The organism is Rhizobium sp. NPDC090275 (assembly GCF_044772225.1).
In the GTDB taxonomy this organism is placed as follows: domain Bacteria; phylum Pseudomonadota; class Alphaproteobacteria; order Rhizobiales; family Rhizobiaceae; genus Rhizobium.
Window position 1 is genome coordinate 140,066 of record NZ_JBIVYL010000008.1, and the last position, 25,436, is coordinate 165,501.

20 protein-coding genes are annotated in these 25,436 nt (G+C 61.1%); 5 read left to right on the plus strand and 15 right to left on the minus strand.

What is annotated here, in order from left to right:
• Window positions 1-301: 301 nt before the first annotated feature.
• Entirely contained in the window at window positions 302-541 is a 240-nt protein-coding gene (locus ACIQUB_RS20790; RefSeq protein WP_402931727.1) for a hypothetical protein, read from the minus strand.
• A 373-nt stretch (window positions 542-914) separates the two neighbouring features.
• Here ACIQUB_RS20790 and ACIQUB_RS20795 point away from each other — a divergent pair, with 373 nt between their 5' ends.
• Together ACIQUB_RS20795 and ACIQUB_RS20800 are read left to right on the plus strand one after the other, a co-directional pair.
• Entirely contained in the window at window positions 915-7,946 is a 7,032-nt protein-coding gene (locus ACIQUB_RS20795; protein ID WP_402931728.1) for a DUF4082 domain-containing protein, read from the plus strand.
• 52 nt (window positions 7,947-7,998) lie between these two features.
• On the plus strand, window positions 7,999-9,219 hold the full coding sequence (locus ACIQUB_RS20800) for a GTP-binding protein (RefSeq protein WP_402931729.1): 1,221 nt from the start codon (window positions 7,999-8,001) through the stop codon (window positions 9,217-9,219).
• Window positions 9,220-9,544: 325 nt separating this feature from the next.
• Here the strand turns inward: ACIQUB_RS20800 and ACIQUB_RS20805 are convergent, their stop codons facing one another.
• Window positions 9,545-9,748, minus strand: coding sequence for a cold-shock protein (locus ACIQUB_RS20805; RefSeq protein WP_018896919.1), 204 nt, complete (start codon window positions 9,746-9,748; stop codon window positions 9,545-9,547).
• A gap of 224 nt (window positions 9,749-9,972) precedes the next feature.
• Between ACIQUB_RS20805 and ACIQUB_RS20810 the strand changes: the two genes are divergently transcribed.
• Complete coding sequence (locus ACIQUB_RS20810; protein ID WP_402931730.1) at window positions 9,973-10,269, plus strand: YkgJ family cysteine cluster protein; 297 nt, start codon at window positions 9,973-9,975, stop codon at window positions 10,267-10,269.
• Here the strand turns inward: ACIQUB_RS20810 and solA are convergent.
• From solA to ACIQUB_RS20840, 6 genes are all read right to left on the minus strand, one after another.
• Window positions 10,266-11,426: an N-methyl-L-tryptophan oxidase gene (solA, locus tag ACIQUB_RS20815; RefSeq protein ID WP_402931731.1), complete on the minus strand. Its 1,161-nt coding sequence runs from the start codon at window positions 11,424-11,426 to the stop codon at window positions 10,266-10,268. The genes ACIQUB_RS20810 and solA overlap by 4 nt on opposite strands.
• Before the next feature lie 10 nt (window positions 11,427-11,436).
• On the minus strand, window positions 11,437-12,930 hold the full coding sequence (hutH, locus tag ACIQUB_RS20820) for a histidine ammonia-lyase (protein WP_402931733.1): 1,494 nt from the start codon (window positions 12,928-12,930) through the stop codon (window positions 11,437-11,439).
• Window positions 12,927-13,703: an ABC transporter ATP-binding protein gene (locus ACIQUB_RS20825; RefSeq protein ID WP_402931735.1), complete on the minus strand. Its 777-nt coding sequence runs from the start codon at window positions 13,701-13,703 to the stop codon at window positions 12,927-12,929. The genes hutH and ACIQUB_RS20825 overlap by 4 nt, the downstream gene beginning before the upstream one ends.
• 27 nt (window positions 13,704-13,730) lie before the next feature.
• Window positions 13,731-14,435: an ABC transporter permease subunit gene (locus ACIQUB_RS20830; protein ID WP_113200508.1), complete on the minus strand. Its 705-nt coding sequence runs from the start codon at window positions 14,433-14,435 to the stop codon at window positions 13,731-13,733.
• 10 nt (window positions 14,436-14,445) lie between these two features.
• Window positions 14,446-15,171 (minus strand): ABC transporter permease subunit, encoded by a 726-nt coding sequence (locus ACIQUB_RS20835; protein ID WP_047503529.1) that lies wholly within the window; start codon window positions 15,169-15,171, stop codon window positions 14,446-14,448.
• 93 nt (window positions 15,172-15,264) lie between these two features.
• Entirely contained in the window at window positions 15,265-16,107 is an 843-nt protein-coding gene (locus ACIQUB_RS20840; protein WP_402931738.1) for a transporter substrate-binding domain-containing protein, read from the minus strand.
• Window positions 16,108-16,293: 186 nt separating this feature from the next.
• Between ACIQUB_RS20840 and hutC the strand changes: the two genes are divergently transcribed.
• Entirely contained in the window at window positions 16,294-17,049 is a 756-nt protein-coding gene (hutC, locus tag ACIQUB_RS20845) for a histidine utilization repressor (RefSeq protein WP_402931740.1), read from the plus strand.
• A gap of 316 nt (window positions 17,050-17,365) precedes the next feature.
• On the opposite strand, the gene ACIQUB_RS20850 is transcribed toward hutC, so the two are convergent.
• Complete coding sequence (locus tag ACIQUB_RS20850; RefSeq protein WP_111565078.1) at window positions 17,366-17,968, minus strand: outer membrane protein; 603 nt, start codon at window positions 17,966-17,968, stop codon at window positions 17,366-17,368.
• Window positions 17,969-18,312: 344 nt separating this feature from the next.
• Here ACIQUB_RS20850 and ACIQUB_RS20855 point away from each other — a divergent pair, with 344 nt between their 5' ends.
• Entirely contained in the window at window positions 18,313-19,200 is an 888-nt protein-coding gene (locus ACIQUB_RS20855; RefSeq protein WP_402931742.1) for a DUF6030 family protein, read from the plus strand.
• A gap of 11 nt (window positions 19,201-19,211) precedes the next feature.
• Here ACIQUB_RS20855 and ACIQUB_RS20860 read toward each other — a convergent pair whose 3' ends face one another.
• The 6 genes from ACIQUB_RS20860 to ACIQUB_RS20885 all read right to left on the minus strand — a co-directional run bounded on the left by ACIQUB_RS20860 (window position 19,212) and on the right by ACIQUB_RS20885 (window position 25,353).
• A complete protein-coding gene (locus tag ACIQUB_RS20860; RefSeq protein ID WP_402931744.1) occupies window positions 19,212-20,360 on the minus strand; it encodes a serine hydrolase domain-containing protein in 1,149 nt (382 codons plus the stop codon).
• Window positions 20,361-20,381: 21 nt separating this feature from the next.
• A complete protein-coding gene (locus ACIQUB_RS20865; RefSeq protein WP_402931746.1) occupies window positions 20,382-21,413 on the minus strand; it encodes a histone deacetylase family protein in 1,032 nt (343 codons plus the stop codon).
• 67 nt (window positions 21,414-21,480) lie between these two features.
• Window positions 21,481-22,515, minus strand: coding sequence for an extracellular solute-binding protein (locus tag ACIQUB_RS20870; protein WP_402931748.1), 1,035 nt, complete (start codon window positions 22,513-22,515; stop codon window positions 21,481-21,483).
• 22 nt (window positions 22,516-22,537) lie between these two features.
• On the minus strand, window positions 22,538-23,338 hold the full coding sequence (locus ACIQUB_RS20875; protein WP_112981824.1) for an ABC transporter permease: 801 nt from the start codon (window positions 23,336-23,338) through the stop codon (window positions 22,538-22,540).
• On the minus strand, window positions 23,331-24,251 hold the full coding sequence (locus ACIQUB_RS20880; RefSeq protein ID WP_113176744.1) for an ABC transporter permease: 921 nt from the start codon (window positions 24,249-24,251) through the stop codon (window positions 23,331-23,333). The genes ACIQUB_RS20875 and ACIQUB_RS20880 overlap by 8 nt, the downstream gene beginning before the upstream one ends.
• 1 nt (window position 24,252) lies before the next feature.
• Window positions 24,253-25,353 carry an ABC transporter ATP-binding protein gene (locus ACIQUB_RS20885; RefSeq protein WP_402931751.1) on the minus strand — a complete coding sequence of 367 codons (1,101 nt, stop codon included), beginning with the start codon at window positions 25,351-25,353 and terminating at the stop codon, window positions 24,253-24,255.
• Window positions 25,354-25,436: the final 83 nt, after the last annotated feature.

The following is a 25,436-nucleotide window of genomic DNA, read 5'->3' on the forward strand; positions in this document are numbered from 1 at the left end:
CTCTGTAAGCTGGTGATTATCGGCATGCTTTTGCAGAGAATATATATGCCCCCATCGACGCCGATTAGGCGCTGAGTTCGGGATGAACTTATGCTGTGGGTTCATTAATGGGCCGCATAGGGCTGGTCCGGGCCAGAAAGCCCTTTGATGCTATGCAGCGAGTGTATCGCACTCGAATTCCAACACAGGCCCTTCCGACATCTTGTAACAGACCCTGGAGCCCCGATCGGGCGAGGGGTTCGGTGCGTGCCTAAACACACGGCAGCGATAAGCTAAAGCCGGAATAAACTAAGGTACTTGCTTAAAGACGAGCAATCGCCTGCTGGTTAGATATCGCGCGGTCATCCAGAAGCCGATCTCCCATGACCTCGTTAAGGCGGTCACGTAAATCCTGGGGGGTGACGTCTCCTTCGGCCGCAAAACGCATAAGCAATTCTGCCGCCTGGATAGCGGTGTGATCTCTGACCGAGAGATCGTGTTGATCGCAGAATTCATCGAGGACTTCTCGCATGACGATGACGTGCCAAAACTCTCCACGCATGTGTCCGTCTCCTTGAGGGGTATCGGTACGTGAACCTAACGCCGCCGTGTCGCAGAGATTTGCCCGGCTGTACAAAATTTGTCGCAGAGCCGTGTCACGCGACCTCGCCGGCAAAAGCCAATGTCTGTCAATGCGTTGCAGATGATGAGGGAGAATGGTCCCGGGTTCCTCGGCTGTGCCGTCAGTCTAGGCAAATGAGAGATCGTCAAAAGTCAAATATAGTTTCGCGGAAATCCACCAACTAAAAGGATAGGTGAGGAATCGGCCGAAGTAGGTAGCGTCAACTATCACCACTTTCGAATATAGTTAATGGGAATATAAGAATATGATCTTCGTATCTCTAATCTATCCCAAATAATCGAGAGGGGCATCCATGTATCGCAGCGCGCACCGGTGGGTTTCCCGTTCCATGTTGACGGATCTATTTGATCCGCGTTGGTGGCTGACGACAGGCGGGACGGTGAAGGCGCGCGTGGCTGCTCCCAAGCCCGACGACGCAACCCAGGTTGCCTCCGCGCCGGTGCAGGCTGTGGAAAAAGACAAGTACGATCTTCACGTCGACAGTGCTGCCGATGGAGCCGCGCTGAGCGACCGCGGCACTGAAGAGAGTGGCGATGTAGCAGACAATCTCGACAGCCCTGCAGACGAGGGCTCGCAGCGGCGGGAGCACGGCCCGGCGAGCATCGGCAGGGTGGCAAACCATGCCGATGGCCATGCGGGCTCGTCCCGGACAGTTGGAGCTCCCGGTTTCGTGAGTGCATCTGCGTCGGGCCCAGGATCGCAGTTGCATCCCGCGCATTTTACGCGGGGTTCCATGAGCACGGATCCGCTGGCGCCGTTTCTGCGGCAAGGTGGGGCGCCAGCGGGACGCGGTTCTGGCGCCTCCATGAGTGGGACCGGCGATTCCGGCCACGTCGTGATTCTGGATGTGACCCCCTCAGGTCAGGCGAACGCACAAGTCACCGGTCCTCATGTCCACTCGTTCGGCATGCCATTCAGCGTCTGTGGCTGCGGCTATTACACCTCGCCGACACGGATACTCGAACTGGGGAAGGACAGTGGCATCCTCCAGGCCGATGGCCAGTTGCCAGGAACCCGACTGGTGGAGGGACCCGATCACGTTTCTACAGGTAAAGCGGTCATGGGCGCTTCGGTCAGCGACCCGCTGCTCGATCGCAACCTGTCATTCGCGACGACATGGACCGGAACCGCGAACTGGAACAGCGCGACGGCTCAGAACGGAACGCTGCCGGGCGGCGGAGAGGCCGGAAGCGGCGGCACCAAGGGCACCGGTGTGCTCACGGGATCCGTTACCACCGCGCAGGTTGCGCAGAGAGCCGCGACGCAGAGTTTCGCTGCGACCGCCACGTTCGCGGCCACAGCTGCGGCAAGCGCGACCAACGCGGTCGTGCTGGAAAACCAGAAGCAGGGCAATCCCGAGAGCGAGTGGGGCATCGATGGTGCCGGCAGCTCCAACATCGAGGGCTTCGCGACGGATATCAGCGTCGATAACGGCAAGACGATCAGCTTCAAGATCAATACGGATTCCAGCAACTATCGCATCGATATCTACCGCCTCGGCTATTATGGCGGCTTGGGCGCGCGCAAGGTCGGTACGATTCAGCACACGGGTGTGCAATCTCAACCCAATCCATTGCGGGATGCCACGACCGGTGCGGTCGATGCCGGAAACTGGGCTGTTTCGGCGTCCTGGACCGTGCCTGATGATGCTGTCTCCGGCGTCTATATCGCCAAACTTGTCCGCCAAGACGGAACGTTCGGCGAAAACCACATCCCCTTTATCGTTCGTGACGACGACAGCCATAGCGACGTGGTCTTCCAGACAGCGGATGAAACCTGGCAGGCGTACAACGGCTGGGGCGGCGCGAATTTCTATGGTGGCAACGGCCCGGCCACAGGCCAGGGCGCCGGCCGCTCCTATGCCGTCAGCTATAACCGCCCGATTGCGACACGTGGCGGTGTCGGCACCTACGCCGGTCCGCAGGATTATCTGTTCGGCGCCGAATATGCCGGTATCTACTGGCTGGAGCAGAACGGCTACGATGTGTCCTACATCTCGGGCGTCGATGCTGACCGCTACGGTAGCCTGCTTCTCAATCACAAAACCTATATCGACGCGGGCCATGACGAGTATTGGTCCGGTCAACAGCGAGCCAACGTCGAAGCCGCGCGCGACGCGGGCGTCAATCTCATGTTCTGGAGCGGCAATGAGGTCTACTGGCGGACGCGCTGGGGCAATGCCTACAGCGCAGACGGCACGCCCTATCGCACGCTGATCTCCTACAAGGAGACATGGTCGCCGGGTGCCAGCATCGATCCTTCCAACGAGTGGACCGGCACCTTCCGCGATCCGCGTCTAAGCCCGCCGGCCATCGGTGGCGGCAATCCAGAAAACTCGCTGACCGGCCAGCTGTTCAAGGTCGATGACGTCGGCAGCAACCTTGAATCGATCACTGTTTCCTACGACGACGCGAAGCTGCGCTTTTGGCGCAACACCAGCATCGCCAATCTCCAACCCGGCCAGACGGCGACGCTGACCAAGAACTACCTCGGCTATGAGTGGGACGAGGCGGTCGACAACGGCTTCGACCCGGCCGGCCTCGTGAAGCTGTCGTCGACGACGGTTCCTGTTAGCAGCTATCTGTTCGACTACGGAAACACGACGGGCAATGCAGTCGCGACGCATAACCTGACGCTCTATAGGGCGCCCAGCGGCGCTCTCGTCTTCGGGGCCGGTACGGTTTACTGGACTTGGGGTCTGAGCGACAATCACGACAACCAGGCGACGCCGACCGATCCCCGCGTGCAGCAGGCGATGGTCAACTTGCTCGCTGACATGGGGATCCAGCCAGGGACGCTGCAGGCTGGACTGATCGCGGCAACAGGCTCGACCGACCACACGGCGCCGACTTCGGTGATCAATACGCCATCAAGCGTGGCTGTCGGATCCAGCATCACGATCAGCGGAACTGCGGTGGATGCGGGTGGTGGCGTGATTGCCGGCGTCGAGGTTTCCACGGACAACGGAGCCAGTTGGCATCCGGCGACCGGAGATGAGAACTGGACATACTCGTGGTCGCCCCAGGCTGCGGGCACCTACACCATCCTGTCCCGTGCGGTCGACGACAGCATCAACCTCGAGAAGCCGTCGGCCGGTAAGACGGTGACAGTGAGTGGGCCGAGCTTTACCTCGCTCTTCCTTGGCGCGACGCCGGCCGTCGTAAATACGGATGACCAGGCGTCCGTCGAACTCGGCGTTCGTTTCCAGACGTCGGTCGCGGGCACGATCAGTGGCATTCGCTTCTATAAGGGTAGCCAGGATACCAGTACGCACACCGGCTCACTGTGGTCGAGCACGGGCGTGCAACTGGGAACGCTGACATTTACGAACGAGACGGCGACAGGTTGGCAGACGGCCTATTTCACAAGTCCAATCACCGTGACACCCGGTCAAATCTACACGGCATCTTATCACACCGATACCGGCCGCTACTCGTCGACAACAAATTACTTCACATCCGATGTGACTAGCGGGCCGCTGACAGCACCTGCGAGCAACAACGGCGTCTACCGCTACGGCAGCGGCAGCCTGTTCCCAACTGCCACGTTCCAGGCGGAGAATTATTGGGTCGACGTAATGTTCAATTCCGGCTCTGCGCCGGCGAACACGGCTCCGACTGCGGTTGCCGATACCGGTGACGCAACGGAAAAGGGTGGCATCGCCAATGGGTCGGGCGGCGTTGCAGCGACCGGCAATGTGCTCACCAACGATACCGATCCTGACAGCGGCGACACCAAGACAGTCAGCGCGGTCAGCTTCGGGGCCACAGTGGGCACGCTCGGCTCGGCGCTCAACGGCACTTACGGCAGCCTCGTCTTGAATGCGGCTGGTACCTACACCTACACGATCAACGAAAGCAACGCGGCGGTTCAGGCCCTGCGCCTGTCGACCAACACGCTGAGTGAAGTCTTCAACTACACGATGCGTGATACGGCCGGCGCGACGTCAAGCTCGACGCTGACGATCACCATCCATGGCGCCAATGACGCACCGGTCCTGGCAGCACAGACGGCGGCGCAGAATGCCACTGTCGGCACAGCCTTCTCGCTGGCGCTCCCGGCCAACACCTTCACCGATGTCGATACCGGCGACACGCTGACCTACAGCTCGACGCTGGCCGATGGTACGGCATTGCCGTCCTGGCTGAGCTTCAATGCCGCGACGCGAACCTTCAGCGGCACGCCGACGGCAGCCGGTACGCTCAGCGTACGGGTCACCGCCACCGATCTCGGCGGTCTCGCCACCAACGAAACTTTCAATATTGCCGTGTCGGTTCCCGGCAACACGACGCCAACTGCGGTCGCCGATACCGGTGACGCAACGGAAAAGGGCGGTGTGGCGAATGGGTCCGGCGGTGTTGCAGCGACCGGCAACGTGCTGACCAACGATACCGATCCTGATGCCGGCGACACCAAGACGGTCAGCGCGGTCAGCTTCGGGGCCACAGTGGGCACGCTCGGCTCGGCGCTCAACGGCACTTACGGCAGCCTCGTCTTGAATGCGGCTGGTACCTACACCTACACGATCAACGAAAGCAACGCGGCGGTTCAGGCCCTTCGGCTGTCGACCAACACGCTGAGTGAAGTCTTCAACTACACGATGCGCGACACAGCTGGTGCCACGGCCTCTTCGACGCTGACGATCACCATCCACGGCGCCAATGACGCACCGGTTCTGGCAGCGCAGACGGCGGCGCAGAATGCCACTGTCGGCACAGCCTTCTCGCTAGCGCTCCCGGCCAACACCTTCACCGATGTCGATACCGGCGACACGCTGACCTACAGCTCGACGTTGGCCGATGGTACGGCATTGCCGTCCTGGCTGAGCTTCAATGCCGCGACGCGAACCTTCAGCGGCACGCCGACGGCAGCCGGCACGACCAGCGTGAAGGTCACCGCCACCGATCTCGGCGGTCTTGCCACCAGCGAGACCTTCAATATCGCGGTGTCGACAGCGCCGACGACCTACAGCCTGTTCACCGCATCCAATACACCGGCGCAGACCAATCTGAACGACGGGGCGCAGCTCGAACTCGGCATCAAGTTCCAGTCGAACGTCGCCGGCACGATCACAGGCATCAAGTTCTATCGCAGCGCCAACGACAACGGCCAGAACGTTGTCGATCTCTGGAGCTCGACGGGAACCAAGCTTGCCACCGCGACCTACTCAAGCACGACGGGGAGCGGCTGGCAGACGGTGAACTTCGGCACAGCCGTCTCGATCTCCGCCAACACCACCTACATCGCCTCGTATCACACGACCGGCACGTATGTGGCGACCAACAATTACTTCACCAATGCTGTCACCAGCGGCCCTCTGACGGCCATGTCGAACACCACGGCCGGCGGCAACGGGGTCTATGCGTATGGTGGATCCGCGACGTCAGGAATTTTTCCGAACGCCACCTACGACTCGGCGAACTACTGGGTAGATGTCGTCTTCAGCAGCGGCTCTGCGCCGGCGAACACGGCTCCGACTGCGGTGGCCGATACCGGTGACGCAACGGAAAAGGGCGGTGTGGCGAATGGGTCTGGCGGCGTTATCGCTAGCGGCAATGTGCTCACCAACGATACCGATCCTGACAGCGGCGACACCAAGACGGTCAGCGCGGTCAGCTTCGGGGCCACAGTGGGCACGCTGGGCTCGGCGCTCAACGGCACTTACGGCAGCCTCGTTCTGAATGCGGCTGGTACCTACACCTACACGATCAACGAAAGCAACGCGGCGGTTCAGGCCCTTCGGCTGTCGACCAACACGCTGAGTGAAGTCTTCAACTACACGATGCGCGACACGGCCGGTGCGACGTCAAGCTCGACGCTGACGATCACCATCCATGGCGCCAATGACGCACCGGTCCTGGCAGCACAGACGGCGGCGCAGAATGCCACTGTCGGCACAGCCTTCTCGCTGGCGCTCCCGGCCAACACCTTCACCGATGTCGATACCGGCGACACGCTGACCTACAGCTCGACGCTGGCCGATGGTACGGCATTGCCGTCCTGGCTGAGCTTCAATGCCGCGACGCGAACCTTCAGCGGCACGCCGACGGCAGCCGGTACGCTCAGCGTACGGGTCACCGCCACCGATCTCGGCGGTCTCGCCACCAACGAAACTTTCAATATTGCCGTGTCGGTTCCAGGCAACACGACGCCAACTGCGGTCGCCGATACCGGTGACGCAACGGAAAAGGGCGGTGTGGCGAATGGGTCTGGCGGCGTTGCAGCGACCGGCAATGTGCTGACCAACGACACCGATCCTGATAGCGGCGACACCAAGACGGTCAGCGCGGTCAGCTTCGGGGCGACAGTGGGCACGCTGGGCTCGGCGCTCAACGGCACTTACGGCAGCCTCGTCTTGAATGCGGCTGGTACCTACACCTACACGATCAACGAAAGCAACGCGGCGGTTCAGGCCCTTCGGCTGTCGACCAACACGCTGAGTGAAGTCTTCAACTACACGATGCGCGACACAGCTGGTGCCACAGCCTCCTCGACGCTGACGATCACCATCCACGGCGCCAATGACGCACCGGTCTTGGCAGCACAGACGGCGGCGCAGAATGCCACTGTCGGCACAGCCTTCTCGCTGGCGCTCCCGGCCAACACCTTCACCGATGTCGATACTGGCGACACGCTGACCTACAGCTCGACGCTGGCCGATGGTACGGCATTGCCGTCCTGGCTGAGCTTCAATGCCGCGACGCGGACGTTCAGCGGCACGCCGACGGCAGCCGGCACGACCAGCGTGAAGGTCACCGCCACCGATCTCGGCGGTCTTGCCACCAGCGAGACCTTCAATATCGCGGTGTCGACAGCGCCGACGACCTACAGCCTGTTTACCGCATCCAATACACCGGCGCAGACCAATCTGAACGACGGGGCGCAGCTCGAACTCGGCATCAAGTTCCAGTCGAACGTCGCCGGCACGATAACAGGCATCAAGTTCTATCGCAGCGCCAACGACAACGGCCAGAACGTTGTCGATCTCTGGAGTTCGACGGGAACCAAGCTTGCCACCGCGACCTATTCAAGCACGACGGGGAGCGGCTGGCAGACGGTGAACTTCAGCACAGCCGTCTCGATCTCCGCCAACACCACCTACATCGCCTCGTATCACACGACCGGCACGTATGTGGCGACCGATGGCTACTTTACTAACAGCGTCAGTAACGGGCCTCTGACCGCAATGTCCAACGCTTTGGCCGGCGGCAACGGCGTCTATGCTTACGGAGGCTCGGCGACCTCAGGCATCTTCCCTAACGCGACCTACGACTCGGCGAACTATTGGGCCGACGTCGTCTTCAAGCCGCAACTGGCAGCATAGGGAGCTGAATGGTTGATCAAATGAGGCAGGCGCGAAGACGATGGACATGCTGATGACCCCACCGCATCAGCGAGGCAAGGAGATACCGGAAAGCGACGTCAAGAAACTGCCGGTCACGGTGTTGGCCGGGTTTCTTGGCGCGGGCAAAACCACGCTTCTGACCCATGTCTTGACCAACCGTGATGGGCTGCGCGTCGCAGTGATCGTCAACGACATGAGCGACGTGAACATTGATGCCAGCCTTATCCGAAACAGCGGCTGCAACCTGTCGCACACGACTGAGACACTGATCGAGCTCAGCAATGGCTGCATTTGCTGCACCTTGCGTGACGATCTGCTTGCGGAGGTTCGACAGTTGGCGCAAAGCGGGCGCTATGACTACCTGCTGATCGAGGGCACCGGTATCGCCGAGCCAAGACCGATCGCGGCGACATTTTCGTTTCGTGACGAGAACGGTTTTGCGCTGTCCGATTTCGCGACGCTCGACACGATGGTAACCGTTGTCGATGCCGCCAATCTTCTCAGCGAATATAGCCGCGCGGATCTTCTAAGCGATCGCGGACTGCAGCGGGACAACGAGGACACGCGCACACTCGTCGATCTCCTCGTTGACCAGATCGAATTCGCCGATGTCGTCGTGATCAACAAGATCGCGGATGCGACAGAGGATCAGCGCGCGGATGTGCGCAAGGTGGTCGCCGCGCTCAATCCGCAGGCGCGCCAGATCGAGGTGGATTACGGTCGGCTGCCGCTCGACGCCATCCTAAATACCGGGCTCTTCGACGAGGAGAAGGCAGCCGAAAACCCGCTTTGGTACAAGGAACTGTATCAGCCGGAGACGCATGTCCCCGAGACCGAGGAATATGGGGTCTCGAGTTTCGTCTATCGGGCCAGGCGGCCTTTTGATCCTGGCAGGCTTGTCGCTTTTCTCGATGCCCCATGGCCGGGCGTCGTTCGCGCCAAGGGCCATTTCTGGCTCGCTACACGTCCGCATCACGTCGGCCTGATGTCGGCTGCGGGTATACAGCGAAGGTGCGAACCCATGGGGTTCTGGTGGGCCACTGTTGCGCGTGATGATTGGCCCGATCACCCCCAGTTCCATGAACAGATGCGTAGCCAGTGGGATGATACCTGGGGTGACCGACGCCAGGAGTTGGTCTTCATCGGTGTCGACATGGACGAGGTTGGTATCCGCTCCGCGCTCGACAGCTGTCTCGCCAGTGCCAATCCGCATGATTGGCCCGAGCTCGAAGATCCGTTTCCACCTTGGTGATTCCGTGTTGCTTGGAGTTATGCTCGGCGATCTTCTCCGAATAGGCGCTATGCGCGCCCGGAGCTGCCAAAAACTTAATAGGAAATGAAACTAGATCGACGTTTGCTGCGTATTGGTTCCCAGAATGGCATGGAATTGCGTGGAGCAGCAGTTGCGTCTTTTAATAATGGTACTTGGTATAGTTACGTTACTCGCGTGGATCGTGACTTTTTATCTCACCTCGATCTATCACTAGCACTGGTTGAGCCTGCCAGATCAAACGGTCGCATTAAAGCAACGTCTAGCCTACCGCACGAGGCGGCAGGCTAGACGCTTTAAAGCACAATCAGAGGATCGAGACGTTTTCAGCCTTCGACTTGCCCGTCTTGCGATCCTGGCCGAGGTCGAAGCTGACCTTGTCGCCTTCGCGAAGCGAGGCGCCGCGCGGCAGGGCCGTGATGTGAACGAAAACGTCGGTTCCGCCGTTCTCAGGCGTGATGAAACCGAAGCCCTTGTCCTCGTTGAAGAATTTAACTGTACCCTCAGGCATGGATATTCCCTTTTAAGTGTTTTGCTTGCAATGGCGACGCGAACCTATAGTGCTGAGGCGCGTCCATCAACTCCCAGCATGCGTCGAAGCCATTTCATTTGCATGAAATATGGGAATCTGGTCAGCGTTCCGCTCAATTCGGCCTGCCATGCGGACGAGAGCGCCAAAATCGACAAAGTTTTGCTGCATCCAGTGCAGCATATTCTTCGAAAAAGAAAGCGACGATGACCATTTCAGCCGATTTCGATTGTCAGACCTGCGGCGCCTGTTGCTCGTATTCATCGAGCTGGCCGCGATTCTCGACCGAAACGGATGCCGATCTCGACCGTTTGCCCGTCCGCTTCGTCGCCGATGATCAGACGGGCATGCGTTGCCACGACGATCGCTGCTCGGCTCTGGACGGCACGGTTGGTTCGAGCACATCATGCATGGTCTACGAGATCAGGCCGCAAGTGTGCCGCGACTGCCTTCCCGGCGACGGCGAATGCCTTGAGGCGCGCGCCGCCTTCGGCTTCCGCTAACTGGCCGCTCTTCCATCCAGATATCGCCGCATCGCATCGAAGGAGAAGGCAGCGATCGGCAGCTTGCTCCCGCCATCAAGCGCCAGATCTGCAAGGATTTCGCCGACCACGCTCGTAAACTTGAAGCCGTGTCCCGAGCAGGGCGAGGCGACAACGATATTTGAGCTTGATGGAGCAAGGTCGAGCAGGAAATCCTCGCTCGGCAGCATCGTGTAGCGGCATGTCGTAGCGTTGGCTCGCAGACCGGCGGCCGCCGATAGGCGCCTGCCGATGAAGCCATCAAGCAATGCGGTATCGGTATCGTTGACCGGCGGGTTTGGTTGGTTGGGGTCGATGGGTTCACGGAAATGGGCGTGCCGGCCGACCTTGACGCCATCTGTACCGATGGCGGGGAAGCCAAAATAGGATCCTTCGTCACCCTCATCGCGCAGGAAGCATGGCATGTGGCTGGGTTGCGTGACGAAGCCGTCGCGTGGCTGGTACCAGGCAACGACCTGGCGGATCGGAATGGCATGGCCTTGCAGTTCGGGCACGAGTTCCGCGATCCAGGAGCCCGTAGAGACGATCACCTTGCGAGAGCGATAGGTTCCCTCGGCGGATCGGATGGTGACACCCGCATCATCGTGGTCGATCGATGTCACGCGTTCGCCGAAGTGCAACACGGCACCATCTTCTGCCGCCAGCTTCAGGTAACCCATGACCGCGGTCTCCGGACGCAGGTAGCCCCCTTGCGGGTCGAGTACGGCGATCTCGTTCTGATCGAGCGCGAAGACCGGATAGCGACGGGCGGTTTCTTCGCGATCAAGCACCTCGTGCGCCAGGCCATGCATGGCGCAGGATGCCCGCGTCCCGCTGACGATCTTGCTGTCCGGAGCCCCGATCTGCAGGACGCCCGTTATCTCGAGCACGTTGGTCCGTAACCGCGCTTCGAGCGCGCGCCAGTTTTGATAGGCGCGTTGCAGCAGCGGCACGTAGGAGGGGTCCTCGAAGTAGCCGAGGCGGATCAAGCGGCTGTCGCCATGCGAAGAGCTTAGAGCATGCGCAGGGTGATGGGCATCGATACCGATCACCTTGACACCGCGGGCGGCGAGGAATGCGACGGCCGCACTGCCCATGGCGCCAAGCCCGACAACGGCAACGTCATATTGAGTGGTCATGGCTTTTCCTTCAGGCGATTGACGGCGGCAAGCTGCGCTGGATGAGCGACCGCACGTGCTCCATATCAAGCGATAGCGGCCGGTCGTCTGCATAGTGGGCGACGACGCCTCGAACGGCGGCGTGAATCATGTCGCTGCCGGGCGCGCGCCGCGCCGTTGACGATAGGAAGTCATGTGCCTGCGCTGCAGCCATCAGCTCGATGGCGAGGATGTATTCTGCGTTGTCGATGATCGAAAGAAGCTTATTTGCGGCCGCCGTCGGGTGGGCGAGGAAATCTTCCTGCAGACCGGATGTCAGTCCGCCATCGAGCGATGCTGGCGCGGCAAGACGGCGGTTCTCGTTGCTCAAGGCGGCTGCCGTGTACTGCGCGATCATGAAGCCGGAATTGCTCCCAGCATCGCTTGCCAGAAATGCCGGCAGGCCGCTGACGAGCGGATTGACGAGACGGTCCATGCGCCGTTCGCTCATGGCGGCGATCTGTGCGAGTGCGATACCCAGGCTATCGGCCGCCTGACCAAGTGCCGGCGCCACCGCATGCGCTTCCGATGAGACGATGGGAGCATCAGGTGTCCCCGATACGGCTGGGTTGTCGGTGACAGAGGCAAGTTCGCGATCGACGACAGCGCAGGAAGTGTCAAACACATCGCGCGCGGCGCCATGGGCATGCGGTACGGATCGCAGGCTCAACGCATCTTGCGTGCGCTTGCCGAGCGCCGCCTTGATGAGGCCGCTGCCCGCGAGATAGCGGCGCAGCCGGGCGCCTACGTCCTGAATGCCCTTCGAATGCCGTAGGGCCAAAACATCCGCGTCGAAGGCAGCTATCTGGCAGCCGACAGCCTCGAGGGCCAGCGCGGCTATGGCGTCAGCCCAATCGAGCAACCGCTCGGCGCGCGCCAGCGCCACGCTGGAAAGACCGGTCGCGCAGGCCGTCCCGTTGACAAGGCTCAAGCCCTCCTTGGCGCCGAGCACGAGCGGCGCAAGTTCGAGAGCGGCAAGCGCCTCGCGGCCAGACATCGGTTTTCCGCCGAGATGCGCGCTACCTTCGCCAATGAGTACGAGCGCGGTATGGGCGTTGTGCGTGAGATAGCCGGCCGAGCCCTTGGCGGGCACATCGGGGATGCAGTCCCGCTCAAGAAACGCCAGGAGATAGCGCAGGATATCGGGCCGCACGCCGGAGTGACCATGGCTGAAATTGGCGATCTGGGCGGCGATGATGGCGCGCACTTCGCGCGGTGCCAGCCTGTCTCCGACCCCACAGGCATGGCTGAGGATGATGTTGCGGGACAATCGGCTTTGCGACTGGCGATCGACTACCGTATCGGAAAGCGCGCCGACGCCGGTGTTGACGCCATAGGCCCGAACGCCGGTCTCGACGATCCGTTCGACAATGCGACTGGCGTTATCCACGCGCTGCCAAGTCGTCTCCGAGAGCGCAAGTGTTTCTCCTTCGGCGACGCGGGCGATATCCCGCCAACCGAGGACGCTATCGAGAACAATGGTCATTGCCCGGTTCCGAAGTGACCGATGAACTGCCGGAATGCCGGTGAGCCGCCGCCACCGAACATTTCGTCTGGCGTGCCGCTGCTGTCGACGACGCCTTCGCGCATGAAGACCACCCGGTTCGAGACGTTGCGGGCAAAGCTCATTTCATGGGTCACGACCAGCATGGTCATGCCCTCTTCGGCAAGCGCGCGCATGACGCGCAGCACTTCGCCGACGAGTTCGGGATCGAGCGCCGAGGTCGGTTCGTCGAACAGCATCACCTTCGGCTTCATGGCGAGCGCGCGGGCGATCGCGGCGCGCTGTTGCTGACCGCCCGAAAGATGGGCCGGATAGGCATGACGCTTGTCGGCGATGCCAACTTTTTCGAGCAAGGCTTCGGCTTCGGCGATGCACTCGGAGCGCGGGCGCTTCAGGACATGCACGGGGCCTTCGATGATGTTCTGCAGGATCGTCATGTGAGACCAGAGATTGAAGGACTGGAACACCATGCCGAGTTCGGAGCGGATGTGGTCGACCTGCTTCTGGCTCGCGGGCCGGCTTTTGCCGCCCTTGTGGATCATCCGGATCTGTTCGCCGTCGACCCAGATCTCGCCGTCGGTCGCGGTTTCCAGCAGGTTGATACAGCGCAGAAAGGTCGATTTGCCGGAGCCGGAAGCGCCGAGCAGCGAGATGACGTCGCAATCCTGCGCATCAAGCGAGATGCCGCGCAGGACCTCATGGATGCCGAAGCTCTTGCGGATATTGCGGACCGAAAGTCGGGTTAGGCCGGGCATGGGTGCTCCATCGGTTTGGTTCTGCTCTTATGCCTTCAGCGCGGGCGGCGCGGCGCGGCGATGTCGCGAAAGCGAGTATTCAAGCAAGGCCATGGCCTGCAGGATTATGAAGTTCAAAACGAGATAGATGATGGCCGCGCAAAGGAAGACCTCCATTGTCCGGTAGGTCTGCGAGATCAGCCGTTGTGCGACGCCGGTCACTTCCCAGACGGTGACGAGGCTTGCGAGCGCCGTCGACTTCATCATCAGCACGACTTCGGTGGAATAGGCGGGCAGCGCGTGGCGGAATGCGATTGGTGCCAGGATGCGGCGCACGAGCAGAAAGCCCGACATGCCGATCGAACGTGCTGCTTCGATTTCGCGGGGCGAGACCGCGCGGATGCCGCCTCGGAAGATCTCGGCCGAATAGCCGGCGGTGCACAACGCCAGTGAAAGTACGGCGCAGATGAAGGGCTCGCGCAGGAAAGGCCAGAGGAACGAATAGCGGATGAAGCCGAACTGGCCGAGGCCGTAGAAGATCAGAAACATCTGGATCAGCAAGGGGGACCCGCGAAACACGAAGATGTAGCCCTTGGCAAAGGCAGACAGAACCGGGTTTCCGCCAACGCGCATCCAGACGATCAAAAGCGCAAGCAGGCAGCCAGAGACCACGGATACCGAAAACAGCGCCAGCGTGGTCGGGACCGCTTTCAAGAGTGTCAGCATGGTTTGGGTGAGAAAGGCGATATCCATGGGCTTGTCCTTATGCCTTTCCCATCGCCGCCGTGGGCATGCTGCGGTTGGCGCGCCGTTCGGCGCCGTTGAAGACGCGGTCCGACAGGCTGGTCAGGATCAGATAGAGAATGCCGCCGACGATGAAAAAGAGGAAATACTGCCGCGTCGAACCCGCCGCCACCTGGCTGGTGCGCATCAGCTCGGCAAGGCCGGTAACGGAGATCAGCGCGGAATCCTTCAGGCTCAACTGCCAGACATTGCCGATACCGGGAATGGCGAAGCGGAAAACCTGGGGCATGATGATGCGGCGGAAACGCAATGCGCGGTGCATGCCGATCGCTGACGCTGCCTCGAGCTCTCCCTTGGAAATCGCTTGGAAGGCGCCGCGAAAGACCTCGGCCTGATAGGCGCCTGAGATGATGCCGACCGCCAGCGCCCCTGCGATAAACGACGGCATGCCGAGGAATCCCTCGTAGCCCATCGCCTTGCCGATCGCGGTGACCGCCGAAGAGCCGCCGAAATAGATCAGGTAGATGATGAGAAGCTCAGGCACGCCGCGAAAGACGGTCGTGTAGATATTGCCGAGCGTGGCGAACACGAGGTTGCCGGACAGCTTCGCAGCAGCGACGATCGCGCCGATCACCGCGCCGATCACGAGCGCTGTGGCCGTTACGCACAGGGTGATGAAGGCGGCAAAAAGCAGCAGCGCGCCCCATCCGCCGGAGCCGAATCCAATCAGTGACAGTGATGCCATGGCGTGTTCCCCGCATGCGTCGCTCGATCGACGTTGTCAGACATACGGTCTCCGGCGCGAGCGTCGGAGACCGGGCTGTATTTGCCGGAGGCCTTACTGCTGCGGGCTGACGTCGACCTTGAACCACTTCATCGACAGGTTCTTCACGGTGCCATCGGCAAGAGCCGACTTGATCGCTTCGCTGAACTTGTCGCGGAGGTCGGTATCGGCCTTGCGGATACCAAGCCCTTCGCCTTCGCCCCAAATCGGTCCGATGATCTCGGGGCCGGTGAAGGCGAGTGCGCCGCCGGCGGTCTCGAACGCGCTGTTGAAATAGACGGCGTCGTCGAAGCCGAGGTCGATACGTCCGTTCTGCAGGTCGAGGTCGCGATCGGCACCCGTCTTGTATTCGCGGATCTGGGCGATATCACCGAAATTGTCGTAGACGAACTTGGCGTAGACGGTGGCGGCCTGGATGCCGATCGTCTTACCTTTGAACGCTTCCTTCAGCGTGTCGATTTCCTTCACGCCGGTCTGGCCGGGCGTCATCTTGATGGTCGCACCGGTGCCGGCGGCATTGGCCAGCGGGCTGTCCTTGGCAGTGGCGAAAGCAGCCGGCGTCGCGGCATAGGGCACCGTGAAGTCGATGATCTGCTTGCGCTCTTCGGTGATCGAGAGCGCATCCATGATCACATCGAACTTGCCGGCGTTCAGTGCCGGGATCATGCCGTCCCAATCCGAAGCCACGAGCGTGCATTCGATCTTGGCGCGTTCGCACAGAACCTTCGCCAGTTCGGGCTCAAAGCCGCCGAGCGTGCCGTCGGCATTGGTCATGTTCCACGGCGCATAGGCGCCTTCGAGCGTGATGGTGGCGGTCTTCCAATCTTTGGCGGAAACGGGAGCGACAAGCCCGGAAAGCGCGACGGCGCTGGAAAGAAGAATGGCTGCGAGTTTCATAGAGATCTCCTCTGAAGTTACGATGGCCTTGCGGCTGCTCGATGCCGATCTGCGCCGGCTTGCCTGTCATCCTTCGAAGAGAAGTTGATCAGGTGGTTGTATAGGGTACCATATGAGATAATTTGTGTTATGCAAGAGGAAAGTCGATCGAATGGGCGGAATTCATTCGTGCAAAAGGAATAGGCAATGAAGCATTCCAGCGAGATGAAGCGTGAGCTGGCGCAGAACGATAGCGCGCCCCTCTATGTCGGTGTCAAGCAGATGATTCTCGACCGTATCCAAAGCGGCGAGTGGCCGCCAAAATTCCGCGTTCCTTCCGAGAACGAACTGGTCGCTGAACTCGGCGTCAGCAAGATGACGGCGAACCGCGCGCTGCGCGAACTGGCAGCGGAAGGAGAGCTCGTTCGCATCCAGGGTGTCGGCTCGTTCGTGGCGGAGCGCAAGGGCTATTCGCCGCTGTTCGAGGTCAGAAATATCGCCGACGAGATTGCGGAGCGCGGGCATTCGCATGAGGCCTCGGTGGTCGTCCTGGCCGAGGAACCTGCATCTCCGGAGACCGCGGACGCGCTTGATCTTGATATCGGTGCCCTGGTTTTTCATTCGCTGATCGTTCACAGCGAGAATGGTGTGCCGGTCCAGATCGAGGACCGCTTTGTCAATCCGGCGGCCGCGCCGGACTATCTCCGGCAGGATTTTTCATCGCAGACGCCCAATGCCTATCTGGTGGCTGCAGCGCCGCTCAGCGGCTCCGAGCATGTGGTCGAGGCGGCCATGCCGCAGGCCTGGGAATGCAAGCTTCTGACGATCCTGAAAAGCGAGCCTTGCCTGACCATTCGGCGCCGGACATGGTCTGGCCGCCAGGTGGTGTCGACAGCCCGGCTCGTCTATCCCGCGCACCGCTACCGCCTGGAGGCGCGAAGCGGCAAGGTGTTTGAAGAGTAAAGCGTGACGCTATGTTGTATATGGTACTTGACGCATCTTGCACGATGTCGGCAAGACCATTGTAGGGTGGCCGAGGTCGGGCGAATACGAGGCGCATGATTTTCCCGCGTGGGTATCAGGCCCATCTATGGGCTTTCCGCAAGCAGAGATCTTGAGGGCTGCGATGCAAGCGCGAAGCCAGGCGCCGTACTCGCCGGAAATTCACACGGCCGCCCTGTGCAAAGCCGCGTAATCCGGCGTGTGCGGGATTGCTGGAGCCGGCGGAGAGCATTTGTGTGGAAGATGGCGTCAGAAGCTGACGCCATCTTCCCTTCCATCAGAAGCTGACGTTGAGGCCGGCCTTCAGCGTGTGGTCGTGGACGTTGCCCGTCGTGCCGACACCGTTGGAGAAGGTACGCACGCTGTTGGTGATCGTGTAGTTATATTCGACGCGTGCCGAGACGTTGGAGGTCAGCTTCTGCTCGACGCCGGCACCAAGAATGTAGCCCGGCTTCCAGCCGTCTGGGCCGGCGATGTTGCCGTTGTCGCGGAAGTTGGTCATCGCGAAGCCGGCGGTGCCGTAGATCAGAGTCTGGTCGATCGGCGCACCGACCTTGCCCTTGGCGCTCAGGCGGTGACGCTCTTTCAGCTTGCCGTCTTCCACTTTCACGCGGCTGTCGCCAAGATAGGAGGCTTCGACTTCGCCGCCGACGACGGCGCCGCCAACCATGGTGTTGTAGCCGGCCTGTCCGCCGACGCTCAGGCCCTTGTTGCCGGAGAAGGGGTTGAGGTTCGGGGAGGCCATGCCGCCGTGGACACCGGCATAGGCGCCTTCCCAGCTGCCGGAAGACGGCTGGTCGTAGGAACCGAAATCGGCAGCAAGAACCGGCGAGGCAAGAAGGCTGACGGCAAGGGCTGCCGCGAAGTGTTTGATACTCATGATACGCTATACTCCATACGCATTGCTACGCACCGTCTCGCGCGTGAGCATTTACTCATTGAACCACGTCATTGGGATGCCAACGCGCTCGGATGCCGCATTGCCACGATCGTCCTCTCTAATTTTCACGATTTCATAAATAGTTTCTTAACTTGCCAGCCAATCGCACGGATGTGATCGCTGGTGTATTTCCGTCGCTCAAAGCGTGGGGCGGATGGTAATGCCGACTGATTTTTTCGCGGTGCAGCATGAATTCGCGATCAAGAGATTGCCAATTCGAATGTATTGAACCATTGTGAGTATGAGCTTTAACTTATAATCCAGCCGCGAAGGTGATGGATTTGGTGAGTGATGCATCACGAGAGCAGACAAGCGTGCCGTTGCGGAACAATATCCGCAGGTCCCTCTGGTCGATATTCTTCCTCATCCTGCCGTGCTTCGCGGTCGCGGCGCTGTTTCTTGGCGATCCTCAGCGGTTCGAAGACCTCTTTCGCCATTTCGGAATTCAAATCTTCGATGAGCCGCCACAGCCGCCCATGATTGTCGAGCCGGCCGCGACGTCCACGCCACCGCCGGCGCAACCGGTCGACATCCCCGTTCGCTTGATCGAAGCCCCGGAACCCGACGTGGCGGCTCAGTTCTTGCGCATGTGGCGGGTATCCGGGCCTACCGTCTGCAAGGCGCTGCGCGATGCCGGTATAGAGACAAGCGAATGGCGCGCGCCGTCGATGCGCAGCACCAGCCACGAATGCTATTTCCAGCGCATATACAAGAAGAACGACGTTCGGCCGCTGAACTCGGTATTCCTGAGGGTCAAGGGCAACGCCAGCGGCGACATCGTGGAAATCAGGGGAAGGCTCGTCGGTCCGCCGACGGACGCCGAGGGGCGGCTGGACGTCGGTCACATGAAAATATTCGAGACCCTGGTCCGGCAGGCGGGGTGGAGTGATTTTGAGGACGCGCTGGCGCCCATACGCAGTCTTCATGATTTCGAGAATGAGCGGTTTGGAGCCTATTTCAGCTTCCGGCGCGATACCGAGAGCCAGGACAGCTACAATTTCATGCTTGTCGTCGCCGCCGGTTCCGGGCCGCAGACGCGCACCAAGGCCTACTTCTCGCCGGAGCGATGGGTTGAGGCGCCTGATCCCCGAATTGCCGAACTCTCCTTGCCGATCAGCCAGTTGGCATCGAAACAAGCGGCCGATCGCCAGCAGGGCGTAGCCTCCCGCTGACCGCGCGCGCACTATACGCCACAGATCGCCCGCATCATCCGCACGATCGCCTGGTCAAGGGCCGGATCAACCGGCAACCGCTGCGACGACAGCTTGACGATGACAGTTTCGCTCTCCGGGTGGATCCATATCCACTGGCCATGGATGCCGATCGCCGCCAGCTCTCCGGCGCCCGTCTCGTACCAGTAATTGCGGTAGCTTCCGTCTGGAAATAGCTCCAGCTGATCGCCGTTCTTCCATGCTTCGCGGCGCTTGCGCGACCAGAGGTCGGCGATGAAGTCCTCTGACACGATCCCGGCGCCACGCCTACGGACAAGGTCCCCCAACAGCGCAAGATCCCGTGCGGTGGCTGACATGCCGCCCGCAGCGCGCGCGGTGCCGATACGGTCGACGGTGACCATGGCGTCCGCTCCGGCGCCGATTGCCTTCCACAGGTGGTCGCTGAGCAGCGAGGCGAACCGCGCTCCAGCAGCGCGTTCGAGGACGATGCCGGCGAGATCGGTATTCGGAGAGCGATAGGCGTGCCGTTCGCCATGTGACCCGCCACCCTTGCCGATGCTGCATATGAATCTTTTTAGATCCGGTGCGGGATCGCCGGGCTTTTCGGGGTTCCATCCGGTGGAGCGGCGGTAGCGCTCGAAACCACCTGAGGTGTCGAGGTAGCTCTCCACGAAATCGACGCTGATCTCCATGTCGAACAGCTGCTGTACCGTCGCATCGGCATAGGCCGAGCCGGCGACCTCGGGCACATAGCGGCTGATCGGGCTTTCGAAGGACAGCAGGTCTTCATCCGCAAGAATTCCGGCGAGCAGGCCGGTCAGCGACTTGGAGACCGAGAATATGATGTGCGGGCAGGAGGGATCGGAGTGCGGCGCCGACCAATCAGCGATAACGCGTCCGTCTTTCATGACGACGAGTTCGTCAGTTTCGCTCTCGGTGAGAAAGTCTGGCAGCGATGACGGTGCATCTTCCAAGCCCGAAAGCGAGACGCCTGATAGCGCATCGAGGCCGATTGGCTCGGCCGCTTTTCCACCGCGCGTGCCCGGGATGATCGCCGAAGGAACGATCTCGCTGACATGCTCGAAGGACCAGCGGCTGTAGGGGACGGTGCGCCAGTTGGCGAGCGTGACGTCGGCGCGATTGAAGGGGATCTCAGCCATTCCAACTCTCTCCGCCGGCAATCATGCGCCTTCAAAACCGGTCAGCACGCTCACCGCGTTGACGCCGATCTCCTCGACGGCATAGCCGCCTTCCATGACGAACAAGGTCGGGAGCCCGAGCCTGGCGATCCGCTCGCCGATCTTCGGAAAGTCCTCCGTCCTGAGCTTGAATTTGCTGATCGGGTCTTTCTCGAACGTATCGACGCCAAGCGAAACGACCACCACGTCTGGCGCGTAGGAAAGCAGCTTGCCGCAGGCCTCGTCCATCGACTGGCTCCACTTCGCCCAGTCGGTGCCGAAGCGCATGGGGTAGTTGAGGTTGAAGCCTTCGCCGGCGCCGATGCCCCGCTCATCAGTATGGCCGAGAAAATAGGGGTACTCCTGCATCGGATCGGCATGCAGGTTGATGACCTGCACGTCGTCACGCGCGTAGAAAATCTCCTGCGTGCCGTTGCCGTGGTGGTAGTCGACGTCGAGGATCGATACCCGCTGGGCGCCGTTGTCGCGCAGCCATTGTGCTGCCACGGCGGCATTGTTGATGTAGCAATAGCCGCCCATGAAGCCGGCGCCGGCATGGTGGCCGGGCGGGCGGCAGAGCGCGAAGGCGGCGCGTTCGCCGGACTGCACGAGGCCGGCTGCCGTCAGCGCCACGTCGTGGGAGGACTTGATCGCATCCCAGGAGCCCTCGACGATGCCGCAGCCGGCGTCGAACGAGTAATAGCCGAGCAGGCCATCGATGAATTCGGGAAGGACATCGCCGCGCAGGCCGCGTGTCGGCCATGTGAAAGGCAGCGCCGTACCAGTCCGTCCCTCCGCCGTCCATCGGTCCCAGATCGTCGGCAGAAAATCGAGATAGTCCTGACGGTGAACCCGCGCCGCTGTCGTCAGATCGTGCTCCGCCGGTTCGATGATCGTGCCGAGTCCGACCGCCGCGACACGCGCGGCGATATACTCCGCCCGCGATGTCAGCTCGAAGCCGGGTACAATGGCGCCCGCCACAAGCTCAAGCTGGTTGGCATGCCCGCGATGGCGGGGGGAAAAGACGGTCTTCATCAAAACATCCATTCGCCAGAAAACGGCGGCACCCCGCGCCATCAAGGCCGGGGTGCCGAGATCGGACTTACTTCTGCAGCTCGGTCCAGATCTTGGTGTAGAGCGCCTGAACATCAGGCGGGCAGGTCTGGGATGGCACGCCGACCGACGCGAATTCAGCCGGGATGTTGATCTCGGGCGCATTCTTCATGTCCTCAGGCATGAACTTGTCGGAGCCGGCGATCCCGTTTGCATAGCGGTGGAAACCGGAATTCATGCCGGCGTTTTCAGGGTCCATCATGAAATTCTGGAACAGCTTGGCGTTCTCGACATTCTTGGCATCCTTGAGGACGGAGAGGTTGTCGCTCCAGTTGACGTAGCCTTCCTTGGGATAGCCGAACTTGATCGCGGGGTTCTTGAGGCGCTGGCGGAAGGCCGAGCCATTCCAGTCGCTCGACGCCGCGAAGTCGCCCGAACCCATCTTCTCGATGGTGCCATATTCCATCGCGACCCAGTCGGGCTTGGCCTTCAAGAGCGTGTCGCGCACTTTCTTGAGTATCGCCAGGTCGCCGGTGCACTTCTTGCCGCCGTTGTAGAGCACGGCCGCGTCGATGACATCGGTCATTTCGGGGACGACGTTGACCTTACCCTTCAGCTCCGCCGGTGTGTCGAAGATGATGCCCCAGGTGTTGATGTCACCCTTGTAGACGTCGGTATTGACGACGGTGCCGACGATACCCATCGCCCACGGAACGGTGTATTTGCGGCCGGGATCGAAGTCGGGGTTGGCCCATTCCTTGGCAACGTTCTTGAAGTTTTCCATCTTGTCCGGATCGGTCTGCAGTAGCAGGCCCTCGGAAATCCAGATTGGAATGTAGTTCTGCGAGGGCACGACCATGTCGAAGCCGGAGCCGCCCTGGCGCACCTTGGCAAGCGCGGTGTCGTTGGAATCGTAGTCGGTGATTGTCACCTTGACCTTGTACTTGTCCTCGAACTTCTTGATCATCTCGGGGCTGGTGTAATTGCCCCAGTTGTAGATGTTGAGCTCACCCTCGGCATGGGCGAGGCCCGCGGTGCCAAGGAGTGCCGCCACCAGGGCGATTGTCGAAGTCATCCGTTTCATGCGCATGTTCCCTCTCTTGTTTTCAGGCACGTTTTCGATTGACGACAAAGAAGATGGAGACGACGAGGATCGACAGGCCGAGAAACAGCGTCGAGATCGCGTTCATTTCGGGCGTGATGGAGCGGCGGATCTGGCCGAGCATGTAGGTCGGAAGCGTGTCCTGGCCTGCGGATTTGACGAATTCGGTGATGACGACATCATCGAGCGAGATGACGAAGGCCAGCATGAAGCCGGCGAGAATACCCGGCCATAGCAGCGGCAGCGTCACATGGCGGAACGCCTTCCACGGCGTGGCATAGAGGTCGGCCGCCGCCTTCTCCAGCGTCAGGTCCATGTTCTCGAGGCGCGCGCGGATCGGCAGATAGGCAAAGGGGATGCAGAAGGCTGTGTGGGCGGCGATAAGGTAGCCGATGCCGGCGTAACCGGTCCAGATCTTGATGCGGGCGAAGAAGATCAGAAGCGCCACGGCGGTGACGATCTCCGGGATCATCAGCGGCTGGTTGATGAAGGCATACTTCATCGTCAGGCCGCGATAGGGCGCCGTGCGCGTTGTCGCCAGCGCTGCCATCGTTGCCGCGATCGTCGAGACCACGGCGGCAATCGCCGCGATCTGAAGTGAGCGCAGCGAGGCGTCGATCACCTGCTTGTTTTCGAACGCCTTCTGAAACCAGCGCAGCGACACGCCGTCGAACGAAGCGAGCGACTCGCCGGCGTTGAACGAATAGAAAACCAGCACGCCGATCGGCAGATAGAGGGCCGCGAAGCAGATCATCGCGATCGTGGTGAAGCCACGCTGGCGCCGGATGGAGAAGGATCTAGCCATGCCGGTTCTCCTGCCCGCCGGCGTTGCGCACGTAGAAGAGCAGGGCGATCATCACGATCATCATCAGCGTGATCGACAATGCCGAGCCGAGCGGCCAGTTGCGTCCCTGTCCGAACTGCAGCTCGATCAGGTTGCCAAGCATCAGGTTCTTGCCGCCGCCGAGGATGCTGGGGGTGACGTAGGCCCCGAGCGCCGGGATGAAGACGAGGATGGAGCCGGCGATGATGCCCGGCTTGACCAGCGGAATGATGATCCGGCGCAGGACTTTGAACGGCGTCGCGTAGAGGTCGTATCCGGCCTCGACCAGCCGGAAGTCGATCTTCTCCATGCTGGCATAGAGCGGCAGAACCATCAGCGGCAGGTAGACGTAGACCATGCCGGTCAGGATCGCGCCGTCGGTAAACAGCATCTGGATCGGCTTCGAGATCAGTCCGAAGCGCATCAGCAAGCCGTTGATCAGCCCCTCATTGCGAATGATTTCAAGGATCGCAAAGGTGCGGATCAAGAGGTTCGTCCAGAAGGGAATGGTGATCAATAGCAGCCAGAGCTCGCGGGTCGTCTCGCGGCGGGTGGCGATGAAATAGGCGGTCGGGAAGCCGATGGCGAGCGTAAGCAGCGTGGTGGCAAGCGATAGCACGACCGAGCGGATGAAGATCGAGACATGAGCGTCGGCCATGGATAGCGAGCCGTCGAAAATGTCCTGCTGCAGCGCGACGTTGATCCAGCCCTCGATGGAGGGCACCCAGACGACGTCGCCGTAAGGCCCCGGGGTCAGGAAGGAGTAGGCGACGACGATCAGCAGCGGGCCGCTGGCGGCCGCGAGAATGATCAGCAGGGCGGGCAGCGAAAGAAGCCAGCGCGTCCGGATGTCCCGGCTCTTTTCCGCTTCGATCACATCCGCCACATGGGTCATGTCAGCTCCTCAGCACCCTGGCGGCATTGGGCTCGATCGCGATGCCGACCCTGTCACCCTCGGCGTACCGCGCAGCCTGCAGCGGCTTGTTCTGCTCGCGCAGCGTGAACAGCGTTTCGTTGTCGGCAAGGCGAACGTGATAATGCGTATCCGTGCCGAAATAGACGATCGTCTCCAGCGTGCCCGTCATCTGGCAGCGCCCATGATCCGTTGGCCCGCAAAGGGCCGCGTGCTCCGGCCGCAGCACCAGGGTGACCTCTCCGTCATCGGAAAAGTTGCTTGAAATCGTCGCCGAAATGCGACCGGCGGCGGCGGTCTCCACGTCCGCGATCCCCGAATTCACCGCGTGAATGCGGCCCTTCAGGAAATTCGTCTCGCCGATGAAATCGGCCACGAAGCGGTCGGTCGGCGCATCGTATATTTCTCTGGGATTGCCGACCTGCAGGATTTTTCCCGCCGACATCACGGCGATGCGGTCCGACATGGTCAACGCCTCTTCCTGGTCGTGGGTGACGAAGATGAAGGTGATCCCGGTTTCGGCTTGCAGGCGCTTGAGTTCGATCTGCATGTCCTTTCGCAGCTTGTAGTCCAGCGCCGACAAGGGCTCGTCGAGCAGAAGCACCTTCGGCTGCGGCGCCAGCGCGCGGGCAAGCGCCACGCGCTGCTGCTGGCCGCCGGAGATCTGGCTGGTGCGGCGGTTGGCGAGCGCTTCCATGCGCACCAGCTTCAACATCGCCGCGACCCGGTCGCGGATCTCCTGCTTCGGCCGGCCGAGCATGGTCAGGCCGAAGCCGATATTCTCGGCGACCGTCATGTGCGGGAAAAGCGCGTAGCTCTGAAAGACCGTGTTGATCGGCCGCTTGAATGGCGGCATCGCGGCGATGTTATCGCCGTTCAGCATGATCTCGCCCGACGTCAGGTATTCGAAGCCGGCGATCAGGCGCAGGAGCGTTGTCTTGCCGCAGCCAGACGGTCCCAGAAGGGTAAAAAACTCGTTCTGCCGGATGGAAACCGATGCGTCGTCTACCGCGGAAAAGGCGTACTCGCCAAAGCCGAACACCTTGGAAACACTGCGAATCTCAATCGCGTTCAATCCCGCCATATGCGGCCCACTCGTGGTTGCTGATGCTGCTGTTCCCGCCTTTTCGGCTTTTGGCTAGGTGACCACACGCGTTCTGCGTTGAC